17 protein-coding genes, 1 tRNA gene and 2 pseudogenes are annotated in these 23226 nt (G+C 71.0%); 12 read left to right on the top strand and 8 right to left on the bottom strand.

Annotation, left to right across the window (positions count from 1 at the left end; all coding sequences use genetic code 11):
* Nucleotides 1–21 precede the first annotated feature (21 nt).
* Nucleotides 22–393 carry a VOC family protein gene (locus tag J5X86_RS07785; protein ID WP_208516013.1) on the top strand — a complete coding sequence of 124 codons (372 nt, stop codon included), beginning with the start codon at nt 22–24 and terminating at the stop codon, nt 391–393.
* Between the two features lie 299 nt (nt 394–692).
* Here J5X86_RS07785 and J5X86_RS07780 read toward each other — a convergent pair whose 3' ends face one another.
* The gene (locus J5X86_RS07780) at nt 693–1091 is read right to left on the bottom strand and encodes a VOC family protein (RefSeq protein WP_208516149.1); all 399 of its coding nucleotides are present in this window, start codon (nt 1089–1091) and stop codon (nt 693–695) included.
* 237 nt (nt 1092–1328) lie between these two features.
* Between J5X86_RS07780 and J5X86_RS52400 the strand changes: the two are divergent.
* Nucleotides 1329–2432: pseudogene (locus J5X86_RS52400) on the top strand (PP2C family protein-serine/threonine phosphatase); the annotation flags it as partial.
* On the opposite strand, the pseudogene J5X86_RS07770 reads toward J5X86_RS52400, so the two are convergent.
* The 3 genes and pseudogenes from J5X86_RS07770 to J5X86_RS07760 form a co-directional block, all read right to left on the bottom strand.
* Nucleotides 2356–3033, bottom strand: a pseudogene (locus tag J5X86_RS07770) (aldo/keto reductase); the annotation flags it as partial. The pseudogenes J5X86_RS52400 and J5X86_RS07770 overlap by 77 nt on opposite strands.
* 231 nt (nt 3034–3264) lie before the next feature.
* Nucleotides 3265–5835, bottom strand: a complete 2571-nt coding sequence (locus tag J5X86_RS07765; RefSeq protein ID WP_208516012.1) for an ABC transporter permease — start codon at nt 5833–5835, stop codon at nt 3265–3267.
* Nucleotides 5832–6620, bottom strand: a complete 789-nt coding sequence (locus J5X86_RS07760) for an ABC transporter ATP-binding protein (protein WP_078643171.1) — start codon at nt 6618–6620, stop codon at nt 5832–5834. Before J5X86_RS07760 ends, J5X86_RS07765 begins: the two co-directional genes overlap by 4 nt.
* A 468-nt stretch (nt 6621–7088) precedes the next feature.
* Here J5X86_RS07760 and J5X86_RS07755 point away from each other — a divergent pair, with 468 nt between their 5' ends.
* Nucleotides 7089–8651, top strand: coding sequence for an MFS transporter (locus tag J5X86_RS07755; RefSeq protein ID WP_243979860.1), 1563 nt, complete (start codon nt 7089–7091; stop codon nt 8649–8651).
* A 103-nt stretch (nt 8652–8754) separates the two neighbouring features.
* Here the strand turns inward: J5X86_RS07755 and J5X86_RS07750 are convergent, their stop codons facing one another.
* The 3 genes from J5X86_RS07750 to J5X86_RS07740 form a co-directional block, all read right to left on the bottom strand.
* Complete coding sequence (locus J5X86_RS07750) at nt 8755–9678, bottom strand: cellulose-binding protein (protein ID WP_208516010.1); 924 nt, start codon at nt 9676–9678, stop codon at nt 8755–8757.
* Nucleotides 9679–9889: 211 nt separating this feature from the next.
* Entirely contained in the window at nt 9890–13117 is a 3228-nt protein-coding gene (locus tag J5X86_RS07745) for an SUKH-4 family immunity protein (RefSeq protein WP_208516148.1), read from the bottom strand.
* Between the two features lie 5 nt (nt 13118–13122).
* Nucleotides 13123–14100, bottom strand: a complete 978-nt coding sequence (locus J5X86_RS07740) for an SMI1/KNR4 family protein (RefSeq protein ID WP_208516009.1) — start codon at nt 14098–14100, stop codon at nt 13123–13125.
* A gap of 196 nt (nt 14101–14296) precedes the next feature.
* On the opposite strand from J5X86_RS07740, the gene J5X86_RS07735 reads away from it, so the two are divergent.
* Both J5X86_RS07735 and J5X86_RS07730 read left to right on the top strand, forming a co-directional pair.
* Nucleotides 14297–14818 (top strand): YwqJ-related putative deaminase, encoded by a 522-nt coding sequence (locus tag J5X86_RS07735; RefSeq protein WP_208516008.1) that lies wholly within the window; start codon nt 14297–14299, stop codon nt 14816–14818.
* Nucleotides 14815–15387, top strand: a complete 573-nt coding sequence (locus J5X86_RS07730; RefSeq protein ID WP_243979671.1) for an SUKH-3 domain-containing protein — start codon at nt 14815–14817, stop codon at nt 15385–15387. The genes J5X86_RS07735 and J5X86_RS07730 overlap by 4 nt, the downstream gene beginning before the upstream one ends.
* Before the next feature lie 36 nt (nt 15388–15423).
* Here J5X86_RS07730 and J5X86_RS07725 read toward each other — a convergent pair whose 3' ends face one another.
* On the bottom strand, nt 15424–16998 hold the full coding sequence (locus J5X86_RS07725) for a sensor histidine kinase (RefSeq protein ID WP_208516007.1): 1575 nt from the start codon (nt 16996–16998) through the stop codon (nt 15424–15426).
* A gap of 156 nt (nt 16999–17154) precedes the next feature.
* On the opposite strand from J5X86_RS07725, the gene J5X86_RS07720 reads away from it, so the two are divergent.
* From J5X86_RS07720 to J5X86_RS07690, 7 genes are all read left to right on the top strand, one after another.
* Nucleotides 17155–18048, top strand: a complete 894-nt coding sequence (locus J5X86_RS07720; protein ID WP_243979669.1) for a hypothetical protein — start codon at nt 17155–17157, stop codon at nt 18046–18048.
* Between the two features lie 29 nt (nt 18049–18077).
* Nucleotides 18078–18149, top strand: a tRNA-Gln gene (locus J5X86_RS07715).
* A gap of 107 nt (nt 18150–18256) precedes the next feature.
* A complete protein-coding gene (gene glmU / locus J5X86_RS07710) occupies nt 18257–19714 on the top strand; it encodes a bifunctional UDP-N-acetylglucosamine diphosphorylase/glucosamine-1-phosphate N-acetyltransferase GlmU (RefSeq protein WP_208516006.1) in 1458 nt (485 codons plus the stop codon).
* Between the two features lie 73 nt (nt 19715–19787).
* Nucleotides 19788–20765 (top strand): ribose-phosphate diphosphokinase, encoded by a 978-nt coding sequence (locus J5X86_RS07705; protein WP_208516005.1) that lies wholly within the window; start codon nt 19788–19790, stop codon nt 20763–20765.
* Between the two features lie 200 nt (nt 20766–20965).
* Nucleotides 20966–21565 (top strand): 50S ribosomal protein L25/general stress protein Ctc, encoded by a 600-nt coding sequence (locus tag J5X86_RS07700; RefSeq protein ID WP_208516004.1) that lies wholly within the window; start codon nt 20966–20968, stop codon nt 21563–21565.
* Between the two features lie 84 nt (nt 21566–21649).
* A complete protein-coding gene (pth, locus tag J5X86_RS07695; protein WP_059144719.1) occupies nt 21650–22240 on the top strand; it encodes an aminoacyl-tRNA hydrolase in 591 nt (196 codons plus the stop codon).
* A gap of 70 nt (nt 22241–22310) precedes the next feature.
* Complete coding sequence (locus tag J5X86_RS07690; RefSeq protein WP_014054433.1) at nt 22311–22829, top strand: hypothetical protein; 519 nt, start codon at nt 22311–22313, stop codon at nt 22827–22829.
* Nucleotides 22830–23226 lie beyond the last annotated feature (397 nt).

Genomic DNA, 23226 nt, shown 5'->3' with positions numbered 1-23226 from the left:
CAACCAACCTGGGGAGAACCCATGACCGCCACCGTTGACGGCCCCGACTTCATCGCCCTGCAGGTACGCGATGTCGAGGCGGCGGCCGCCTTCTGCGAAAAGCACCTCGGACTGCGCCGGGCACCGGCCTCGCCTCCCGGTGCCGTGGTGTTCACCACTCAGCCGATCCCGTTCGCCGTGCGCGAGCCGCTGCCGGGCGTGGAGCTCGACGACGTCGCGCGGCCCGGTCTCGGCGTGGCCCTGTGGTTCCGCACCACGGACGCTCAGGCGCTGCACGACCAGCTCGCCGACGCGGGGGTGCCGATCGTCGCCGCGCCGCAGGACAGCCCCTTCGGCCGCACGTTCACCTTCATCGGCCCCGAGGGCTACGCCATCACCGCGCACGGAGGCTGATCGTGACCGCCGTCTCCCTCACCCCGGCCGGTCCCTTCCCGCCGACGACGGCCACTTGACGGTGGCCGCCGCGGTGCGGCAGGAGGAGACGGCGGACGGTGAAGCGGGCACGGTACGGGCCGAATTCACCGTGTACGGCGACCTGGACGGCTCCCGGCGGACCCCGCGTCCGCCGGGCCCAGGCGTATCGGCCGCCACGCTTCGTAGCCGCACAGAAGAGCCGGCCCGCCCCCGTCGCGGACCGGCTCTTCCACCGGCACATCACCGGCCCTCGGCAACCGGCTCTCGGTCGGGTGCGGTCAGCCGTTCTCGACGACCATCAGCGCGTTGCCGTCCCCGTCCCGGAAGCTGAACATCGGCGGCACCGGGGCGCCCCAGCGCTGGACCTCCGGGTCGGTGTCGACGCCGCGCGAGCGCAGCGTCGCGTGGTCGACGTCGATGTCCTCCGAGGTGAGGATGATGCCGGTCTCGTAGCCCGGCCCCTGGCCGCCCTCGCGCGGCAGGACGAGCGCGATCCCGGTCGGGGCGCCCGCCGGGCCCACCTCGATCCAGCGGTGACCGTCGCCGAAGGGGATGTCGGCACGCTTCTCGAAGCCGAGCGTGCCCACATAGAAGTCCAGCGCCCGGTCCTGATCGGCGACGGTGACGGCTACCCGGCCCACCTCGGCGAGCCGGGTGCCTTTCGCGGTGTCGGTCATGGTGATCTCCCTTGGGGTGGCGTTCACCCTCTGAGACCCCGGGGCGCCCCGAAACTCATCGGGCCCCCGCCGATTGACCTTCATGCCTCGTGAAGACCCGGCTTGGCGCCCATGGAGGGCGGCGCCCACATTGACAGGTTTAGGCTGATGAGAGGGGTGGTGCACGAAGGGAGCCGGCTTGTGAGTGGGCACAGTGAACTCCCCCGCCTGCTGACAGCAGCGGAGACGGCGGCACCGGTGGAGTCCGTCGATGTGGTCGCCGAGGACCTGCGGCGGCGCTTCGACGCCACGCAGGTCGCTTTCCTCATCCTGGATCTGACCGGGAAGGCGGTGGCACGCCTGTCCATCGCCTCCACCGAGGAAGTCGGGCGGGCCGCGGAGCGGATCGAACTGTTCGGCAGCGTCTACGAGCGGGTGATCCGCACCCAGCGCCTGTATCAGGAGGCGACCGGCCAGGGACACCGAGTGATCGCCCCGGTCACCAACCGTGGGGACGCGATCGGTCTGCTCGAGGTGCTGCTGCCGACCGAACCCGGCGAGGGCATCCTCGACTCGGTCGGCGAAGCCGCGCACATCCTGGCCTATATCGTGATCGCCAACCAGCGCTTCACCGATCTCTACACCTGGGGCAAACGCTCCAGGCCACCCACCCTGCCGGCCGAGATCCAATACCAGCTCCTGCCGTCGTCGCTGTCGTGTGAGGCCGCCCAGTTCGCCCTGAGCGGGAGTCTGGAACCCTCCGAAACGATCAGCGGTGACACCTTTGACTACACCCTGGACCGGGACACCCTGCACCTTTCGGTGACCGATCCCATGGGCCACGACATCAACTCCGCGCTGACGGCCACCGTCCTCATGGGCGCCCTGCGCGGCGCCCGCCGCGCCGGAGCCGACCTGACCGACCAGGCCCGGCGGGCCGACCGGGCCTTGATCGACAATGACCGCGGCCACGCCACCGGGCAGCTGCTGCGCATCTGCCTCCACACCGGGCGGACAGAACTCGTCAATGCCGGCCACCCATTGCCGCTGCGCATACGCGAGGGAGCCGTGGAGGAAGTCCCCTGCGAGGCAGACCTTCCCTTCGGGGTGCCCGCGCCCCCAGCCCACTGCTACCACGTTCAGAACATCGATCTACGCCCCGGTGATCGTTTGATCATGCTCACCGACGGCATGCTCGAACGCGACGCGCAGAAGGTGGATCTGGTCACCCTGCTGAAGAGCACCCGGCACCTCCACCCGCGGGAGACCGTGCTGATGCTGACCTCCGCGGTCCTGGACGCCGCGGGCGGCAAGCTGGAAGACGACGCCACCGTGTTGTGCCTGGACTGGCACGGCCCCCAGGGACGAGGCCGATGCCGAGCTCACGGCAGACCGGGGCGATCTCGTGCTCCAGGTCCCGCGTCCACAGCGACCATTCGCTCTGCAGCGCCGCGATGGGGTGCACCGCGTGGGCGCGGCGGATGGTGTCCGCGCCCGCCTCGGAGAGGCCGAGATGGCGCACCTTGCCCGCCTGGACCAGCTCGGCCATCGCCCCGACGGTCTCCTCGATGGGGACGTCGGGGTCCACGCGGTGCTGGTAGTAGAGGTCGATGTGGTCGACGCCGAGCCGCCGCAGCGACGCGTCACACGCCTGGCGGACGTACGCGGCGTCGCCCCGGATCGCGGTCGGCTCCCCCAGCCGGTTGGCGAAGCCGAACTTGGTGGCCAGGACCGCCTGCTCCCGGCGTCCGGCCAGGGCCCGGCCGAGCAGCTCCTCGTTGTGCCCGGCACCGTAGAAGTCGGAGGTGTCCAGCAGCGTGACGCCGAGGTCGAGGGCGCGGTGGAGGGTGGCGATCGACTGGGCGTCGTCCGAGGCGCCGTAGCCGTGGCTCATTCCCATGCAGCCCAGGCCCTGGGCCGCGACGGTCAGCGCACCCAGGCGACGGGTGGGCAGTGCGGACATCGGGTACCTCCCTCGTGGTCGTGACGATCACGCTAGGAGTTGGAGCGCACTCCAAGTCAAACCCCCGGATTCCCTGTCCGGCGTACCGCCGGGCACCGCCACAAGACGGAACGGCCCGGAACACACCGCCGGCCCGGTGCGCTCCCCCGTCGCGCACCGGGCCGGTCGGCCGGCCTTCTGCCCCTCCCCCCATGGAGAGGCAGCGGGCCTCATTTCCCCCGTTGGATTTGGCTATTCCGTGGCGATCGCGTTCAGCACATTCATCCGCGCCGCCCGGAAGGCCGGGACCAGCGCCGCGATCAGACCCACCACGGCCGAGCCGATGAACACCGTGATGATCGTCGGCCACGGGATCTCCAGGGTCTTCAGACCCTCCAGCGCCAGCAGCTTCTGGGCCGTGGTTCCCCAGCCCATGCCAAGACCCAGCCCCAGCAGCGCGCCGAAGAGCGCGATGACCACGGACTCCAGCCGGATCATGCGGCGCATCTGGCGGCGGGAGAGGCCGATGGCGCGCATCAGGCCGATCTCACGGGTCCGCTCGACCACCGACAGGGCCAGGGTGTTCACCACACCGAGGACGGCGACGATGATCGCCAGCGCCAGCAGACCGTAGACCAGGTTGAGCAGCTGACCGACCTGGTCCTTGACCTCCTGCTTGTAGTCGGTCTGGTCGCGCACCTTCACCGACGGGTAGTGGTGGAGCTGGGCCTTGAGGGATGCGTACGCCGCTTCCTCCTGGCCGTCCTTGGCCTGTGCCAGCATCATGACGTCCGCCGGGATCAGCTTGGCGGGGACATAGCTCTCGACGGTGGCGATGTTGAGGTACATCGCGCCCTTGTCGAGGCTGACGTCGTCCGAAGTGATCGCGGCGACGGTCAGCTTGGCGGTCCGGCCCTCCTTGAAGGCGACGGTCAGCGTGTCGCCCTTCTTCACCTTGTGGTCCTTGGCGAAGCCCTCCGGCACCGACATGGCGTTCTTGCCGTACGCGGCGGCCAGATCACCCTCGACCACCGGGGTGCGCAGGTCCTCCGCGTACGTCGGGTTGGCGGCCGAAAGGTCCTTGGTGACCGTCTTGCCGTCCGGCAGGGTGACCTTGGTGTCCTCGATGTTCTTGGCCTCGCTGATGTGCTTCAGGCCCTTGGCCTGGCGCACCGACTTCTCGATCCCCTCGGTGATCGGCTGGCCCATGTCGGACTGGATGATGAAGTCCGCGCCCACCGACTTGTCCAGCTCATCGGTGGCCGAGGCGACCATCGAGGAGCCCACCACCGACAGACAGGCGACCAGCGCCAGGCCGATCATCAGGGCCGCGCCGGTGGCGCCGGTGCGCCGCGGGTTGCGCAGCGCGTTGCGCTCGGCCAGCCGGCCGACCGGGCCGAAGATCCGCAGGACGACGGTGGCCAGCGCGCGGACCACCAGACCGGCCAGCAGCGGGCCGATGACGATGAAGCCGATGAGCGTCAGCACCACGCCGACGCCCAGGAACATCGAGCCGTCGACCGCCTTGTCCGCGTTCCCCGCGACCACCAGGGACGCCGCGCCACCCGCGGTGAGCAGGGTGCCGATCACGCCGCGGATCCATCCGGCCCTGCTGTCCGCCGGGGTGCCCGCGTCGCGCAGGGCCGCCATCGGGGAGATCTTCCCGGCCCGGCGGGCGGGGATGTACGCCGCGATGACGGTGACGATGACGCCGATACCGATGCCGATGATGGGCGTGGTGGGCTTCACCGTCAGCTGGTCGGTGCTCAGATGCAGCCCCGCGCTGCCCATGATCTTCATCAGGCCGACCGCGAGGCCGACCCCGCCGAGGACACCGAGGATCGAGCCGACGATGCCCAGCAGCAGCGCCTCGATCAGCACCGACCGGTTGATCTGCTTCCGGCTGGAGCCGATGGCCCGCATCAGGCCGATCTCACGGGTGCGCTGGGCGACCAGCATCGAGAAGGTGTTGACGATCAGGAAGATGCCGACCAGGACGGCGATACCGGCGAAGCCGAGCATCGCGTACTTCATGACGTCCAGGAACGAGCCGATGTCGTCCTCGGCCTCCTTGCTGGACTCGGCCTTCGTCTGCACCTTCACAGCGGTGCCGAGGTCGGCCACCACGTTCTTCTTGAGCTGGTCGTGGCTGACGCCCGGCTGGGCGGTGAGCAGGTAGCTGGAGTACACCCCGGGAGCGCCGAGCAGCTTGCGCTGCGCGGTGTCGGTGTCCATGAAGACCAGCGTGGCGCCGGGGTTGGTCACCTGGAACGTGGCAATGCCGACGATCTTCGCGCGGAACTCGCCGGGGATGGCGATGATCCGCATCTCGTCGCCCAGCTTCAGCTTCTTGTTCTTCGCGGTGTCGGCGTCGACCATCACCTCGGTCGGGCCGCGCGGCGCGTGACCGGAGGTGATCTGGACCGAGCGCGTCTCGGTCGGGTCCCAGTTGGTGCCGATGGTCGGGGCGCCGGAGTCCGAGCCGATGCTGTTGTCGTTCCGGTCGGCGGCGGTGATCGACTGGCTGGTGGCGTCGCCGATCACCGACTTGACGCCGTCCACCTGCTTCAGCCGCGCCAGCTCCGAACCGGGCAGCGAACGGATCCGGCCCTGCCGGGTGTCGCTGTCGCCGGCGCCCTTCGGGCTGACCGTGACATCGGAGGCGGTGCTCGCGAAGAGCTTGTCGAACGTGGCGTTGGTGGTGTCGGTGAAGACGAGCGTGCCGCAGACGAACGCCACCGACAGCAGCACGGCGATCGCGGACAGCGCCATCCGGCCCTTGTGGGCGACGAAGTTGCGCAGTGAGGTCTTGAGGACGGTCATGACACCCGTCCCCGCGCGTCGAAGTGCTTCATGCGCTCCAGGACCAGATCGGCCGTCGGGTTGTACATCTCATCGACGATCCGGCCGTCGGCCAGGTACAGCACACGGTTGGCGTAGGAGGCGGCGACCGGGTCATGGGTGACCATCACGATGGTCTGGCCCAGCTCGTCCACCGACCGTTTGAGGAAGCCCAGCACCTCGGCACCGGCCCGCGAGTCCAGGTTTCCGGTCGGCTCGTCACCGAAGATGATCTCGGGACGGGCGGCGAGGGCGCGGGCCACGGCGACGCGCTGCTGCTGACCGCCGGAGAGCTGGTTCGGACGGTGCTTGAGCCGGCCGGCCAGGCCCACGGTCTCCACCACCCGGTCCAGCCAGGCCCGGTCGGGCTTACGGCCCGCGATGTCCATCGGCAGCGTGATGTTCTCGATCGCGCTGAGCGTCGGCAGCAGGTTGAACGCCTGGAAGATGAAGCCGATCCGGTCCCGGCGCAGCTTGGTGAGCTTCTTGTCCTTCAGCCCGGTGATCTCGGTCTCGTCGATGAAGATCTGCCCGGAGCTGACGGTGTCCAGACCGGCCAGGCAGTGCATCAGGGTCGACTTGCCGGAGCCGGACGGGCCCATGATCGCGGTGTACTGCCCGCGGGCGATGTCCACGTCCACATGGTCCAGCGCGACCACCCGGGTCTCCCCCGAGCCATACGCCTTGAGCACCTGACGCGCACGGGCGGCGACGGCCGTATGTCCTCCGCTGCCCCCGGTCCTGGGAATCGATACAGCCGTTGTCACGCTCGTTCTCCTTCAGTATTTGATCGGCGATGTCGCTCCCCGATCACGGCATCCAGATTGCCGTGATCGGGGAACCTCCGCGATGGGGAAGGACTCCCTCTCAGCGGTAGGGCTAGCCCCACCCCCTCGGTCGCGCAGCCCGTAGCAACCTTATGAAGCGGGGACGACAGGCTCCTCATCCGCCCGGACGAACCGGGAGTAGGAGTACAGGGTGGGCATCCCCTAGGGGAGTGAGCCCTGAGGCTGACCCGGACTCGGGGTAAATTCTGCACCCTTCCGCCACGTCAGGCTCAAGCCGGGCCTTCTGGACAGCCCGGATGCGTTCTTCCCCCAGCCTGTCCCGCCATGGAATCGTGGGTCGTACAAGAATCGTGCGTACGGGAGTCCCTCGCACGAACATCAGGGACACGTGCCGGCGCGTACCGGCGAAGGGAGCGCGCCACCGTGGGCGGCACCGCACGACGGCCGATGGACGCTGACCCCAAACCCCCCGCACCCCAGCCGCACCCCGGCACCCCCACCCCCCGCAGCCGCCGCCCCGTCGCCGCCGCCCTCATGCTCGGCATGGCGCTGGCCGCGCTCGACTCGACCATCATCTCCACCGCCGTACCGCAGATCGTCGGCGACCTAGGCGGCTTCTCCGTCTTCTCCTGGCTCTTCTCCGGCTATCTGCTCGCCGTCACCGTCTCCCTGCCGCTGTACGGAAAGCTCTCCGACACCTTCGGCCGCAAACCCATCCTGCTCGCGGGCATCGTCGTCTTCCTCATCGGCTCACTGCTGTGCGCCGCCGCCTGGAACATGGCCTCCCTCATCGCCTTCCGGATCGTCCAGGGACTGGGCGGCGGGGCGCTCCAGGGCACCATCCAGGTCGTCGCCGCCGACCTCTACCCGCTCAAGGAACGCCCGAAGATACAGGCCAGGCTCTCCTCCGTCTGGGCACTCTCCTCGGTGGCGGGCCCCGCGATCGGCGGAGTACTCGCCGGATACGCCGACTGGCGCTGGATCTTCCTCATCAACCTGCCGGTCGGCGCCCTGGCGTTCCTCCTGATCACCCGCCATCTGCACGAACCGCGACGGCACCGGGAGGGCCGTCCCAGGATCGACTGGGCCGGGGCGCTCGGCGTCTTCCTCACCGGCGGACTGCTGCTCACCGCCCTCGTGCAGGGCGGAGTGGCCTGGGACTGGCTGTCCGCCCCGTCACTCACCATGCTCGGCGGCGCCGTCATATGCGCCGCGGCCACCGTATGGATCGAACGGCGCGCCGCCGAACCGATCATCCCCGGCTGGGTCTGGCGCCGCCGCACCATCTCGGCCGTCAACCTCGCCTTCGCCGCGCTCGGCCTGCTGATGATCGCCCCGACCGTCTTTCTGCCCACCTACGCCCAGTCGGTGCTGGGCCTTGGACCGATACCGGCCGGTTTCGTGCTCTCCACGATGACGCTGAGCTGGCCGATCGCGGCCGCGCTCAGCAGCCGCGTCTACAACCGCGTCGGCTTCCGGCGCTGCGCCATCACCGGCATGGCCGCCGCCACGCTGATCCTGGCCGCCTTCCCCCTCCTCCCCTACCCGGGCGCCGCCTGGCAGCCCGCGCTGATCATGCTGCTGCTCGGGGGCGCCCTCGGGCTCTTCCAACTGCCGCTGATCATCGGGGTGCAGTCGTCCGTGGGATGGGCCGAGCGCGGCACCGCCACCGCCTCGATCCTCTTCTGCCGCCAGGTCGGCCAGAGCCTCGGGGCGGCGCTCTTCGGGGCCGTCGCCAACGCGACCCTGGCCTCCCGGCTCACCGAAGCCCCCGACGCCATCCGGCCGGGGCTGCCCGACAGCCTGGACTCGGTCTCCCGCGCCCTGGAACACCCCGGCACCCTCACCGACCAGGCGGCCGACTATCTGCGGCGGGCCGTGGACACCGCCGTCGACCACGTCTACCTGGGCTCGGCGGCCGCCGCGCTGCTGGCGCTGCTGGTTCTGGTCTTCCTCGCCCCGCGCCGCTTCCCGGTCCGTACCGAAGCCGAGGCCGAGACGCAATCCTGACGGGGCCGACGGCACTGCGACCGGTACTCCGACCGGCACTCCGGCCGGACGGCACCCGGATCAGGCAGTGCCCCGGGCCGCACCCCGAAGCCCGGCGGTGCGCTCAGGACTCGGGGCGCGGCGCCGCCGCCGCGTCCTCCGCCGCCACCGGCTTACCGGTCAGCGCCGCCAGACTGCCGCGCACATGCTCCAGATGCGCCTTGAGCTCCTCACGCCGCTCCACATGCTCGCGCAGCGTCCGCTCCGTCTCCCGCGCCAGGCGCTCCTCGCGGGCCCGCGCCTGGGCGATGATCTCCGCCGCCTGCGCCTGCGCGTCCTCCTGCCGCAGCCGCGCGGCCTGCTCGGCCATCCCGTACTCCCGCTTGGCGTCGGCGAGCGTCGCCTGGGCGTACTCCTCCAGCTGGGCCAGCCGGGCCGTCATCGCGCCGTCCCGCTCGGCCAGTTCACGGCCCGCCGCCTCCCACCGCTCGGCGTGCTCCCGCTCCTGCTCGGCCAGGATCCCGGCGGCGCGCTGCCGCATCTCCTTCAGCTCCGCCAGCGCCTGGGTCCGCCACTCCTTGGCGTCCTGACGCGAGACGGCCCGCAGCTCGTCCACATCCACCTGGGCCGACTCCAAGGTGGCGCGCGCCGCCACCTCGGCGGCCTCGCGGACCCGCTCGGCCTCGTCACGGGCGGCGTCCCGCACCGTACGGGCCGCGACCTGCGCCGCCTCCCACTCCTCCTGCGCCGACGCCTCGGCCGCCGCCCGCAGACAAACGACCTCCTCCTCGGCCGCCATGAGGATCAGCTGGGCCCGGTCGCCGAGCGACTCATAGGTCTGGGGGGCCAGTTGGGCGATCACCTCGCGCAGCCGCTCCGCCTCGGCGGTCAGCTCATTGGCCAGCACGGTGAGGCGCGCGGCGCGCTCCCACGCCGCGTCCCGCGCTTCGGACAGCTCCACCACATAGTGGTCGACCTGCGCGGGCCGGTAGCCACGGCCCCGTCCGCCGACGATGGTGAAGCCCTGACGTGACACCGATGCACCCATCCTTGGAACCCCTTTTGTCCGGTATGCAACGCGCTTCGGCGCACATCTTTATAGATGGCCTCTCATCCCCCATAACGCGACACTCCGCCCATATCTCCGACCGGGACCGCCGCCGGTGACAACAACGACGAGGCGCCCGCCCCCGTCACGGGGGTCGGGCGCCTCGATCGCCGTTCATACGGTGCGCGCGGTCAGAGCCGCGCGGACGGACCTACAACAGACCGTCCCACATCTGCTCCAGCAGCACCGCCCACCAGTTGTCCGGAGCCGACAACGCCGCCGGATCCAGACCCGCAAGCTGCGCCTGGAAGTCCACCGTCCAACGGCCCGCCTGGTCCGGCGTCAGCCCATACCGCAGCCGCCACATCCGGCCCAGCAGCGCCATACAGCGCACAAACTCCGGCAGCCCGGTGTTCACGAACTGCGGCGGCGTCGGCTGGGGCGTCGCCTCCAGCGGCACCGCCACGATGTTCGCCGTGCCGTACTGCACACACAGCTGACGGCCGAAGTCATTGCCCATGACCAGGTACGACCCCGCGTCCGACGCGGGCTGCACCCCACGCTCCGCCGCCAGCTCCGCCAGCGTCGGCACCGGACGGCCCGCCTGCGCCTGCGCCCAGAAGAACGGACCGAAGTCCAGCGGCAGCCCCGCCCACACCAGCGTCTGCGCCACCACCTCCGGCACGCCCATCCGCGACACCGCGCGCTGGTCGAAGCGGACGATGCCCTGCGGCCCGAACGCCTGGCCCAGCTCATGCGCCAGCCCCTCCGGCGGCACCGGCGGAATCGGCTGCACCTGGCTGGGATGCGGCAACGGCACCCGGTTCGGCGCCGGACGAGCCGGGCCGTCCGCCACCTGGTGCAGCTCGCCCTGGTGCTCCAGCAGATGACGCACACCCTGCTGCCGGGTCGCGTGATCACGGCCGTACGGAGCGGTGTGGCTGATCCGCACCTGCGGCCAGCTCTCCCGGATCATCCGGGCGCAGTAACCGCCGGGCAGATCACAGGACTCCAACTCGGTGTGCAGCTCCAGCACCTGCTGCGGCGGCACGTTCATCGCCCGCAGCTCATGCAGGATCTGCCACTCCGGATGCGGCGTCCCGGGCGCCGAACGGCGGATCAGCTGCTGCTCCGAACCGTCCTGCGCGCGGTAGCGCAGCACCGCCATATAGCCCGGACCCACGGTCGGCTGACCGGGAGGCGGCGGCGGATACGCATAGCCGGGCTGCGACCCCATACCCGGCACGGGCGTGCCGGGAGCGGGCGTACCCGGGGCGGGCATGCCTGGGGCGGGCATGCCGGGGGCGGGTGTGCCGGGCGGCGGGGCCAGACCCTGAACCGGAGCGCCGGCGGGCGGCGGCATGCCGGGGGCGCCCGGCGCGCCCGGTCCACCCGGATACGGCGGCCCGGCCGCGCCCGGCGGCGTATGCGGACCACCCGCACCGGGGACACCGGGTGGGCCGGGCGGCTGCGGGCCGGATGGGGCACCCTGGCCCGGAGCGCCGGGCATGCCGGGCGGCTGCGGGGCACCCGGGGGCGGCGTCTGGCCACCGCTCGCGAGCATCGTCGCGGCGGCATGCACCCCGCCGCCGGGCGTACCGGGCGCACCCGGCGGAGGCGGCGTCTGCCCACCACCGTGCGCACCAGCGGGCGGCGTCTGACCGGCACCAGGCACCCCGGGAGGACCAGGGGGGCCGGGCGGACCGGGCGGCTGCGGGGCACCCGGCGGCGGCGTCTGGCCGCCGGGCATACCCGGACCACCCGCGAGCATCGTCGCGGCAGCGTGCACCCCGCCGCCGGGCGTACCGGGCGCACCCGGCGGAGGCGGCGTCTGCCCACCACCCTGCGCACCAGCGGGCGGCGTCTGACCGGCACCAGGCACCCCGGGAGGACCAGGCGGACCAGGAGTGCCGGGCGGCTGCGGGCCGCCACCGGGGCCGTCGGGGCCGAGCTGCGAGACCAGTTGCGTCGGTACGTACCCCCCGGCCGGTGCGCCGGGGGCACCGGGCCCGGACGGCGGCGGGGGCGTGGAGTCCGCACCCGGCCGGGCGCCGGGCGCCCCCGGCGCACCGGGCGGCGGGGGCATCGCACCGCCGCCCGCCTTGTGGGTGGCGGCGTCAGCGATGTCACCCGGGTTGGCACCGGCACCCGGAGCGGCACCGGGGCCGCCCTGCTGCGCCGGGAAGTCGAGGGACGGGGCGACGGCCGTGGGCGGCAGCGAGCTGCCGCCGGACATCAACTCGGTCTTGGCGTCGGGCCGTACCCCCGGCGGCGGAGTGTCCTCGTCGTCGGAGCCCGCGAGCGGCGGCGCGAAGACCGTGGCAGGCGGGGCGACCGAGCGGTCGTCGTCGCCCCTGATGTCCGTACCGGCCCACGGCGTACTGTCGCCGGGCGTGGCCACGTTGCCTGCCTGGCCCCCCGAGGAGGGCGTACCGGCGTCCGGCACGGGCGGGGCCCACGGGCTCGCCCCACCGGAGCCCGCCCCACCGGGCGGAGGCGGCGCGCCCTGCCAGCCCTCACCGCCGGACGGGGCACCGGGGCCGGGCCGGGCGTCCTGCTGCGAGCCGGCCGCGAGCGGGCGCGCGACACCGTCGGACGGCCAGTCGTCCACGACCCCGCCCCGCCCCTGCGGCGCACCCGGAACAGGCGCACCCGGAACAGGCCCAGGCGGAACGGGCCCAGGCGCAGCAGGCGCACCCGGAACAGGCGGTGCACCCGGCGCGCTGTGCGGCGCGCCCGGCGCGGCGCTCCGCGACCCGCCGTCCGACGGCCAGTCGTCCTCGCCCGAGATCCTGGGTGCCGACACCCCGGGCCCGGCCCCGGGCCCACCGGCCGACGGCCAGTTGTCCTCCGGAGGCAAAGCAGCCGAAGCGGCGGAAGGAGCTGGAGAAGCGGAAGGAACGGAAGGAACGGAAGGGGCAGAAGGAGCGGAAGTCGCGGAAGTCGCGGAAGTCGCGGAAGTCGCGGAAGGCACCGGCGCGGAAGCATCGGGCGCGCCCCCGCCCGGCTCCGCCCCCGGCCGCTGCCCGGGAAGGTCCGTCGGCCCCTCGGACCGGCTGCTCATCGCGTCCGCCGCCTCCTGCAGCCACTCCGGCGGAGTGAGCAGGAAGGACGTCGCGTTCAAGTCGATGCGCTCTTGTCTGCCGGTGGTGGACTCGTCACGGGAGCCGTCGGTCGTGCCGTACCGCTCCTCGTAACGGCGGATCACCTCACCCACCGGAATCCCCGGCCACAGCGTGGTCTCGCCGCTGTCGCGGGCGATCACCATCCGCGTGCCCTCGGCCCCCCGGCCCGAGACCGGCCCGTCCGCCCGGTCCTCGGCCCAGACCACAAAGCCCAGGTCGAACTCCCGGACCCGCGCCTCGCGCTGCTGATAGGCCGGCACATCGCCGTTGATCCAGAGTTCCGCGCGCTCCTGCGCCTGCGCGAAGGTCACCATCGCGCTCACCCCTCCACCGGGACGGCGTACGCGAATCCACCGTCCACCATCAGGTTCGCCACGGTCTCCAGCTCCGGCGGATTGCCCGCCAGCCGGAGCAGGAAGGCGTCGAAGTCGTCGCCGCACGGCAGCAACAGCCGCCCCACCCGCTCCTGGACCGTCCAGCCGTCACGGTCCCGCGCGTCGTCGTACGCACAGAACCACACCGAACCGATCGCGTCACCCTTCACCTTGACCGCGATCACACCGCCCTGTACGAAGCCCACGCCCAGATAGTCCTTGGTGAAGTGATCCCGCACACACTTGTTGATATAGACGAGGTCATTGACCGCCGCCTCATCGCGCACCGTGAAGAACGGCTGGTCGATCAGCAGCCCCAGCTCCGGGTCCAGCGCCGCGCCGACCGGCGCGCAGCCGCCCGCCGCCTTGAGGAAGGCGCGGTACGACTCGGGCAGCCGATAGCCCAGATCCTCCTCGGCACCGAGCACCTGCTCCTCGGTGACCGAAATGCCCCTCAGCGGCAGGCCCACATGGATCGGCCGGGTCTCCTGCAACGGGCGGGTGCCCCGCTTCTCGTGGTCGACCTGCGCCGTCGCAAGCCCGCCGTGATGCCGCAGCAGCGCCTTGACCTCGACCGGAACCAGCTCCATCCGGCGGGTGCCGACCACGTGGTGCCAGGTCCAGCCGTGCGGGGTGGCCACCGCCGACGCCCCGTTCCACAGCTCATGGCCGGTGGCGTGCAGCGCCGCGTTCGCCGAGACATAGTCCGTCAGCCGAAGCTCGTCGACACCGAACCCCTCCGGGGGCTCGGCGATTTCGGCGGCCGCACGCGCATACGGCGAGAAGTCCGGAAAGCCTTGTTCGTCCACTCGGACGCCCTTGGGGTGGCGCGCGGCCCGGACGGGATCCGGGAAGTGCACGACCTGCCCGGCGTAGGCCGTGTTCGGTGGCGCGGCATGCTGCCCGAGCCGACCTGTCGTCATGGCGGTTGCCCCCTGCTGATGCTGGCTACTGGGCACAGCCTATGCGGTGACGCAACCGGCCGAACCGGGCGGCCATCCCCCCTCATGACGGCCCCCGCCCCCACCAGGTCGTTCAGGCCCGGACTACCGCAGCGCCCGCGGGATTTGGCAATCTGATCATTGCAACCGGGGGATTGCACAGGGAGGGATCCACCACATGCACATCACGCAGAGCAACGGAGGCGGCGACGGCGCCGCCCTCGCGGCCGGCGACCCCCGGCTGAGATGGAGCAGCGTCGACCCCGACGCCGGCCCACCGCCGCTCAACCGCCGCCGCGACGGCATCCTGCCCGCCGTCGCGGCCGCGCTGTCCGTCCGCGGCGAGACGCTGACCTGCACCGGAGGCAAGGCCGAACAGCCGCCGACGCTCCACCCACTGGTCCAGGAATTCCTCGACGCACTCGCCAGCGGCCAGCGCGAACGTTTCACCGGCCGCTGCCCCGAGGCGATCCTGCTCTCCCGCCACCTGGCCAACGTCGAAGCAGGCCGCTCCAAGCGCGCCTCCCGCAAACCGCTCACCCAGGGTGAGGCCCGCCGCTCCCTCAAACAGGCCAAGCTCACCACCCGCAGGATCCGGGAGGCGGGCGACCCCCAGCACGGCAGCTACGCCCCGCCCTGCCTGTCCTGCGCCGCGCTGCTGGCCCACTTCGGCGTACGGATGGTGGGTGAGACCACATGAACCAGGCACATCAGGCACCACAAGCACCACAGGCCCCGGGGGCGGCGCAGACACCGCCGACACGCCCGGCCCGACAACCCATCGACCGCCTGGACGTCACCCGCTTCTCCGTCGCCGTCGACGCCGCCCTCCGCGAAGCCGGCTGGCAGCCCGGCCGCTGGGACATGCACCGCGCCGAAGTCTGGGCCGACACCCTGCGCGCCCACACCTCCCCCGCAGGCCACCGGCACGCCGTCTTCCCGGCCGCCGTCGAAGCATGGGCGGAATTCGGCGGACTCCACATCCAGCCGCCCGGCGCGGGCCGCGAAATCGCCCCCACCCCCTTCCGCATCGACCCCCTCCACGGCCTCCACCTCGCCCGCACCCTCGGCGACCTGGGCCACGCCCTCGAAACCGAGATCTGCCCACTGGGCGAAGAATCCGACGGCCAGGCACTGCTGACCATCGACGCGGAAGGCCGGGTCTACAGCCTCGACCACACCGGAGACTGGTACCTCGGCCCCACCCTGGACGCCGCCCTCAGCACCCTCGTCACCGGCGCGCTCCCGGCCAGACTGGCCCGCGCATAACCCGCGCACCGCGCGCGATCCGACCGGCCGCGGGCACTAGGCGCTCTGCGCCCGCTCCACGCCCCCGCCGCGGCCCCCGGCCGCGGTGCCATCCACCGGACGCCCCTCCGGCCGATCCCCGCGGTCCATGTGATCCTTCTCATCCACGCCGTCGGTGTGATCCGTGTCATCCGTGCCGTCCGGGATGACCGCCGACACACGGAAGCCACCCGCCTCCGTGGCCCCCGACACAAAACCCCCACCAAGCGTCGACACCCGCTCCCGCATCCCGACCAGACCATTCCCCCCACTCGGCAGCCCGGCATCCGCCGCGCCCCGCTCCGACGGCCCGTTCTCCACCTGAACCGCGATCTCGGCCGAACGATGCGCCACCCGAACCCGGGCACTCGCGCCCGGAGCATGCTTATGGACGTTGGTCAGCGCCTCCTGCACCACCCGGTACGCCGTCTGCTCCACCGGAGCCGCATACCGCCGCTCCTCACCCTCCACCGACAGCTCCACCGCCATCCCCGCCGCCCGGGACTGCCCGACCAGCGCCTCCAGCTCCGCCAGCCGCGGCCCCCCGAGCGCCCCCACATCCCTCCCGGCCGACCCCGCGGCCTGCGCCGCCGCCGAAGCCGCGGCCGCCACCGACGCCAGCGGCCGCTCCTCGGCAGAAGACCTGGCGGCATCTGTGGACGACCCGGCGGCATCGGCAGAAGACGCGGCCGCATCAGCGGCCGGATCCCCGGACGCCGCCCCCGAAGCGACGGCGGCCGAAGCCGCACCCGGAGCCCGCAGACCATCCTCCGACCGCAGCACCCCCAGCATCTGCCGCAACTCCGTCAGCGCCTGCCGCCCCATATCGCCCACCAGCGCCGCGTTCTTCGACGCCTTCTCCGGATCCTTGAGCGCCACCGCCTGCAACGCCGCCGCATGCACCACCATCAGGCTCACCCGGTGCGCCACCACGTCATGCATCTCCCGCGCGATCCGGGTCCGCTCCTCATTACGCGCCCACTCGGCCCGCTCCTCCGCCCGCTCCGCGAGCAGCGACAGCTCCCGCTCCAGACCGTCCGCCCGCTCCCGCAGACTCTCCACCAGCCGCCGCCGGGCCCGGACATACAGCCCCAGCAGCACCGGTGGAGCGGTCAGCCCCAAGGTGAGCACCATGGCGAACATCGGGGCCTCCCACACGGAGGTCCCCAGACCGCTCTGCGGATCGTCCCGCCGCAGGCCGATCACCGTGACGAGGAAGCTCCCCACCGCCGCCATCCCGGCCAGCAGCGCCGTGATCCGGCGCGGCGCCTCGGACGAGGCCAGGGTGTACAGCCCCACGATGCCGAGCAGCACACCCATTTCGGCGGGCGTGACCGCGATCGATATCAGCACCACGGCGATCGCCCAGCGCCGCCGCAACAGCAGCATGGCCCCGACGACCATCCCGATCAGCACCCCGGCAACAACCGGAATCCGGGCATCATGGGCGAAACCGACACCCTCTACGGCACACTCCACCGCCGACGCCACGGCGAGCAGGACATCAAGCCCCATACTCCGCCGCCGCGACCACCACCACGGCCCCACGGGCACGCCCCGCGCGCCCGTCGCCTCTTCCCCCGTCGAACTCATAGCGACCAGCCTACGGCCGGGCGCCAGCGCTTTCCCCGGGGACACGGCGGCGCATAAGAGACTCGAACATCGGGTAAAACCGCCCATTTAACTCGAACGAATGAATCGCCCACGTTTTCGACCCGGCGCGCCCGGATGTCGAACGACCCTGTGGCCATGAACGAACCACGGCGCCGCGACGGCGACAGCGTGGGCGGCCTCCTCGACGGGTCGACCACGTTCGAAGAACTGAGAGAAAGGGCGATCGCGTTACGGAAGGAGGGGACGAGCCGCAGACAAATCCGCGACCGGCTGAAGGTGAGCAACAACGACATCCTGAACCGCCTCCTGGAGGGCGAGCCGCCACCCGAGTGGACAAAGCGCCCCAACGCCAAGGACGACCTCCGGGCCAGGGCGCGCGAAATGCGACTGCAGGGGATGACATACGACAGGATCCAGCTCGAGCTCGGCTGCTCCAAGAGCTCCATCTCGCTCTGGGTCCGAGACCTGCCAAAACCGGACCGGCCGCCCCGCACCCGGGAGGAGGCGTCGGCGATCGCCAAGCGGGGGTGGGAGGCGACGCTGCGGCAGCGGGAGATCGAGCGTCAGCGGACGAAGCTGGCCGCCGCGAGGGAGGTCGGCGAGCTGACGAATCGGGAGCTCTTCCTGATCGGGGTGGGGCTCTACTGGTCCGAGGGCTCGAAGAGCAAGCCGCATAATCCCACCGAAAGGGCCACCTTCATCAACAGCGACCCCGACATGGTCCAGCTGTATCTGGCCTGGCTGTCCCTGCTCGGCGTCGAGCCCGAACGGCTGCGCTATCGCGTAATGATCCACGAATCCGCCCAGGTCGCCGACGCGGAACGCTACTGGGCAGAGATCATCGGCGTGGACGTCACCATCCTCGAGAGGACGACGCTGAAGAAGCACAACCCGAAGACGGTTCGCAAGAACGTAGGCGAGGGATACCGGGGCTGCCTGGTGGTCCGCGTCCTCAAGAGCGCTGACCTATACCGTCGCATTGAAGGCTGGTGGTACGGCATAGTGGTGGGGGCCAGGTCGACGATCTAGCAGATTGTCCGATTTGGCACCTTCTGCCATCCCCTGTGGTGTAATCGGCAACACGACCGGTTTTGGTCCGGTTGTTCCAGGTTCGAGTCCTGGCGGGGGAGCTTCAAGTTCGGGTCCTGACCGTCCGGCTCGGGACCCTCCTTCCTTTCCGCCCGGAAACCTCTCGGTATCCTGCGGGTGTCCACCCCCGAAGCCGAAGGGCACACCCGTGAGCGCCAACCGCCCGGCAGCCGTCGTCGTCCTCGCAGCGGGTGAGGGCACCCGCATGAAATCGGCGACCCCGAAGGTTCTGCACGCCCTCTGCGGCCGCTCCCTCGTCGGGCACGTCGTCGCCGCCTCCCGTGAGCTCTCGCCCGAGCATCTCGTCGTCGTGGTCGGCCACGCCCGGGAGCAGGTCTCCGCGCATCTGGCCGAGATCGACGCCGAGGCGCGCACCGCCGTCCAGCATGAGCAGAACGGCACCGGGCACGCCGTCCGGATGGGTCTGGAGGAGCTGTCCGACAGCGGGGTCGCCCTCGACGGCACCGTGATCGTCGTCTGCGGTGACACGCCGCTGCTGACCGGCGAGACGCTCCAGCGGCTCGCCGCGGCGCACTCCGGCGACGGGAACGCCGTGACCGTGCTGACCGCCGAGGTCCCCGACGCCACCGGTTACGGCCGGATCGTGCGGGACGACGCGAGCGGCGCCGTCACCGCGATCGTGGAGCACAAGGACGCGACCGACACGCAGCGCGCGATCCGCGAGATCAATTCCGGGGTCTTCGCCTTCGACGCGCAGCTGCTCACCGACGCCCTCGGTAAGGTGCGCACCGACAACAGCCAGGGTGAGGAGTACCTCACCGATGTGCTCGGCATTCTGCGCGAGGCCGGGCACCGGGTGGGCGCGTGCGTGGCGGCGGATCACCGGGAGATCGTCGGGATCAACAACCGTGTGCAGTTGGCGCAGGCGCGCCGGCTGCTGAACGACCGGCTGCTGGAGCGCGCGATGCTGAGCGGGGTGACCGTCGTCGATCCGGCCACCACCTGGATCGATGTGACGGCCACGTTCGAGCCGGATGCGCTGGTGCACCCCGGTACCCAGCTGCTGGGGGCCACTCATCTGGCCGCGAACGCCGAGGTGGGGCCGAATTCCCGGCTCACCGACACCACGGTCGGCGCGGGCGCGGTCGTGGCGTTCACCGTCGCGGACGGCGCGGTGGTCGGCGCGGGGGCGAGTGTGGGGCCGTACGCGTATCTGCGTCCCGGGACCCGGCTGGGTGCGAAGGCCAAGGCGGGTACGTACGTGGAGATGAAGAACGCCACGATCGGCGAGGGCACCAAGGTGCCGCATCTGTCCTATGTGGGCGATGCGACGATCGGTGAGCAGACCAACATCGGTGCGGCGAGCGTCTTCGTGAACTACGACGGTGTGAACAAGCACCACACCACCATCGGCAGCCACTGCCGGACCGGGGCCGACAACATGCTTGTGGCTCCCGTCACGATCGGGGACGGCGCTTACACCGCCGCCGGATCGGTCATCACCAAGGATGTGCCCCCGGGCTCGCTCGCCGTCGCACGCGGACAGCAGCGGAACATCGAGGGCTGGGTCGCCCGCAAGCGCCCCGGAAGTGCCGCGGCACGGGCCGCCGAGGCCGCTCGTCGGGAGGACGAGGGCCAGCAGTGACACATGTGCGCAGGTACACCGTGCGGGGCGTACGGTGAGAAGTGCGCCAAAGCGACATCCAAGGAGACTTGTTGTGACCGGGATCAAGACGACCGGCGAGAAGAAGCTGATGTTCTTCTCCGGCCGCGCCCACCCCGAGCTGGCCGAGGAGGTCGCCCATGAGCTGGGCGTCAGCTTGGTCCCGACCAAGGCATTCGACTTCGCCAACGGCGAGATCTACGTACGCTTCCAGGAGTCCGCGCGCGGTGCCGACTGCTTTTTGATCCAGAGCCACACGACTCCGATCAATAAGTGGATCATGGAGCAGCTCATCATGGTCGATGCGCTGAAGCGGGCCTCCGCGCGCTCGATCACGGTGATCGTTCCGTTCTACGGCTATGCCCGTCAGGACAAGAAGCACCGTGGCCGTGAGCCCATCTCGGCGCGGCTGGTCGCGGACATGCTGAAGACGGCGGGTGCCGACCGGATTCTCACGGTCGATCTGCACACCGACCAGATCCAGGGCTTCTTCGACGGTCCGGTGGACCATCTCTTCGCGCTGCCGGTGCTCGCGGACTATGTGGGTGCCAAGGTCGACCGGTCCAAGCTCACCGTGGTGTCGCCGGACGCCGGCCGGGTGCGGGTCGCGGACCGCTGGTGCGACCGGCTGGGCGCGCCGCTGGCGATCGTGCACAAGCGGCGGGATCCGGATGTGGCCAATCAGGTCACGGTGCATGAGGTGGTCGGCGAGGTGCGGGGCCGGGTGTGTGTGCTGGTCGACGACATGATCGACACGGGTGGCACCATCTGTGCGGCGGCGGACGCGCTGTTCGCGAACGGCGCGGAGGATGTGATCGTGACCGCCACGCATGGTGTGCTGTCGGGTCCGGCGGCGGACCGGCTGAAGAACTCCAAGGTCAGTGAGTTCGTCTTCACCAATACCCTGCCGACTCCGAACGAGGTGGAGCTGGACAAGGTGACGGTGCTGTCGATGGCGCCGACGATCGCTCGCGCGGTGCAGGAGGTCTTCGAGGACGGCTCGGTGACCAGCCTGTTCGAGGAGCAGGCGTGAGCGGCTTAACCTCCCCGAACCGGTTCTTGAGGCCACTCCCGTACGGGGGTGGCCTCAACCATTGGTAGAATCGTGGGGTTGCTCGGCGAGGGAGGCCGCGTCTTATCGCGGCTGTCCGTTATCGACGCGCTCTTCGTAGCAAGGTCTGTCGTGGGCCGGGTGACGCCCACACACCGTAAACGATCTACGAGGAGTGCCCCATGGCCGAGGTCAAGATCTCCGCTAAGCCCCGTACCGAGTTCGGCAAGGGCGCGGCCCGGCGTACCCGTGCGGCCGACCGCGTTCCCGGCGTGGTCTACGGCCACGGCGTCGACCCGCTGCATGTCACGCTTCCGGCGCATGCCCTGCTGATGGCGCTGAAGACGCCGAACGTGCTGCTCCGTCTGAAGGTCGAGGGCGGCAAGGACGAGCTGGTCATCCCGAAGGCCGTGCAGCGTCACCCGATCAAGATCGGCGTTCTGGAGCATGTCGACCTGCTGCTGGTGAAGAAGGGCGAGAAGGTCACCGTGGAGGTGCCGATCCTCACCGAGGGCGACCTGGCCCCGGGTGGCAACCTGCTCGAGCACCTGCTGAACGCCCTGCCGGTCGAGACCGAGGCGACGCACATCCCGGAGTCGGTCACCGTCTCCATCGCGGGCCTGGACGCGGGTGCCACCATCCACGCCAAGGACATCGCCCTCCCGGCGGGCACCACGCTGGCCGTCGAGGAGGACGCGGCCGTGCTGCAGGTGGTCGCCGCCCAGGCCGAGGCCCCGGCCGAGGAGGGCGCCGAGGGCGAGGGCGAGGGCGCCGAGGCGTAGTCTTCGGCTGCTCCCTTTCGCTTTTCCGGCCGCCGTCCCGCCCCTGTGGTGGGGCGGCGGCCGTCCTCAAGGAGAGACATCCAGATGACGGACGACGCGAGCCCTTGGCTTGTGGTGGGCCTCGGCAATCCCGGGGGCGAGTACGCGGGCAACCGCCACAATGTGGGATTCATGGTGGCCGATCTGCTGGCCGAGCGGATGGGTGCCCGGTTCAAGGCGCATAAGTCGCGGGCGCAGGTCGTCGAGGGCCGGGTGGGTCCGCCGGGGCCGTTGAGCCGCCGGGTCGTGGTCGCCAAGCCGATGTCCTTCATGAACCTCTCGGGCGGTCCGGTGACCGCGCTGCGCGACTTCTACAAGGTGCCGGTCGGTCATGTCGTGGCGGTCCATGACGAATTGGACATCGATTACGGCGCGCTGCGGTTGAAGGTCGGCGGGGGTGACAATGGCCACAATGGGCTGAAGTCGATCACCAAGTCGCTGGGTGCGGATTACTGCCGGGTGCGCTTCGGGATCGGCCGTCCGCCGGGCCGGATGGATGTCGCGGCGTTTGTGCTGAAGGACTTTTCCGCTGCGGAGCGCAAGGAGTTGGACTACTTCGTGGACCGTGCGGCGGATGCGGTGGAGACGCTGATCGCGGACGGGCTGGAGCGCGCGCAGGGGACGTACAACTCCTGAAAAGACGTCGTTCGCCCGTTTGTTCGTCGGAAGGTTGACCGAGCCGCCGGGGATGGCAAGGATCGCCGCCATGGCTTCCACCGGTGTGACCAAGCGCAGCCGTACGCGGCGGGCGGGCGAGAGCGCGTACGGGCTTCTGTTGCTGGCGAAGAACGTGGCAATGGGGCTTGTCGCGTTGCTGATCCTGGTCGCCGGGGTGTGGTCGTCCTGGGATGATGCCAAGCCGACGATGCTCACCAAGGGGCTTGAGCGCGGCACCGTGACGGTCTCCGACTGCGGCGACGACTGGTGCACCGGCTCGTTCGCCCCGGCCCGCGCGGGTGGCGAGGCCCATGGCCGGGTGCGGGTGGACAAGGCGGTCACGGACGGGACGGGCGACCGGGTTCCGGTGGCCCTCAAGCCGGGCACGGACCGCGCCGTCCGCACGGGTGCCGCGGGCGTCCTCCACGCCTGGGTCCCCTTCGGCGGCTCGCTCCTCCTCACCTCCCTGATCGTCGCGGGCGGCCTCGGCCTGCGCCGCACGGGCTGGACGATGGGCCTGCTGGGCGCGGCCCTGCTGGGCGCGTCCTTCGCCACGCTTACGCTGTAGCGTTTTTCCCCGGCGCCCCCGCGTCTGGGCTCGCCTCTCGTCAGGCGCCACGCCACCGTGGTGCGACCGGTCGCGTGGCGCGCCTAGTTCGCCACCGCCGGACTCCACCGTGGAAGTACTCCCCGTCGCGGCGGAAAAGAGAACCCGCCGGAACCCGGCCAACCGCCGGAGCGCACCGACGTCGTAGCGATCACCGGACGCCCCCGCGGTCTTGGGCTCGCCCTTCGCCCCGGGACCACGCCACCGTGGTGTGACCGCTCCCGTCGCACGGCCAGTTCGGCACCGCGCAGACGTTGTGGCGATCACCGGGCGCGCCTGCGGTCTCGGGCTGCGCGTTGTCTCGGGTCCACCCCGCCGTCGGGTGAACGGTCGCGTGGCGCGCCTAGTTCGGCACCGC

Source organism: Streptomyces sp. NEAU-YJ-81 (assembly GCF_017592595.1).
Lineage (GTDB): Bacteria > Actinomycetota > Actinomycetes > Streptomycetales > Streptomycetaceae > Streptomyces > Streptomyces hygroscopicus_B.
Note: the sequence above shows the minus strand (reverse complement) of the source record. Positions and strands in the feature narration are given on the sequence as shown.

Excerpts from the sequence above, each read along its gene's own strand:
- J5X86_RS07785 (WP_208516013.1), top strand. The coding sequence starts at position 22 with ATGACCGCCACCGTTGACGGCCCCGACTTCATCGCCCTGCAGGTACGC.
- J5X86_RS07780 (WP_208516149.1), bottom strand. The coding sequence starts at position 1,091 with ATGACCGACACCGCGAAAGGCACCCGGCTCGCCGAGGTGGGCCGGGTA.
- J5X86_RS07765 (WP_208516012.1), bottom strand. The coding sequence starts at position 5,835 with ATGACCGTCCTCAAGACCTCACTGCGCAACTTCGTCGCCCACAAGGGC.
- J5X86_RS07755 (WP_243979860.1), top strand. The coding sequence starts at position 7,089 with ATGGACGCTGACCCCAAACCCCCCGCACCCCAGCCGCACCCCGGCACC.
- J5X86_RS07750 (WP_208516010.1), bottom strand. The coding sequence starts at position 9,678 with ATGGGTGCATCGGTGTCACGTCAGGGCTTCACCATCGTCGGCGGACGG.
- J5X86_RS07745 (WP_208516148.1), bottom strand. The coding sequence starts at position 13,117 with ATGGTGACCTTCGCGCAGGCGCAGGAGCGCGCGGAACTCTGGATCAAC.
- J5X86_RS07740 (WP_208516009.1), bottom strand. The coding sequence starts at position 14,100 with ATGACGACAGGTCGGCTCGGGCAGCATGCCGCGCCACCGAACACGGCC.
- J5X86_RS07735 (WP_208516008.1), top strand. The coding sequence starts at position 14,297 with ATGCACATCACGCAGAGCAACGGAGGCGGCGACGGCGCCGCCCTCGCG.
- J5X86_RS07730 (WP_243979671.1), top strand. The coding sequence starts at position 14,815 with ATGAACCAGGCACATCAGGCACCACAAGCACCACAGGCCCCGGGGGCG.
- J5X86_RS07725 (WP_208516007.1), bottom strand. The coding sequence starts at position 16,998 with ATGAGTTCGACGGGGGAAGAGGCGACGGGCGCGCGGGGCGTGCCCGTG.
- J5X86_RS07720 (WP_243979669.1), top strand. The coding sequence starts at position 17,155 with ATGAACGAACCACGGCGCCGCGACGGCGACAGCGTGGGCGGCCTCCTC.
- J5X86_RS07700 (WP_208516004.1), top strand. The coding sequence starts at position 20,966 with ATGGCCGAGGTCAAGATCTCCGCTAAGCCCCGTACCGAGTTCGGCAAG.
- pth (WP_059144719.1), top strand. The coding sequence starts at position 21,650 with ATGACGGACGACGCGAGCCCTTGGCTTGTGGTGGGCCTCGGCAATCCC.
- J5X86_RS07690 (WP_014054433.1), top strand. The coding sequence starts at position 22,311 with ATGGCTTCCACCGGTGTGACCAAGCGCAGCCGTACGCGGCGGGCGGGC.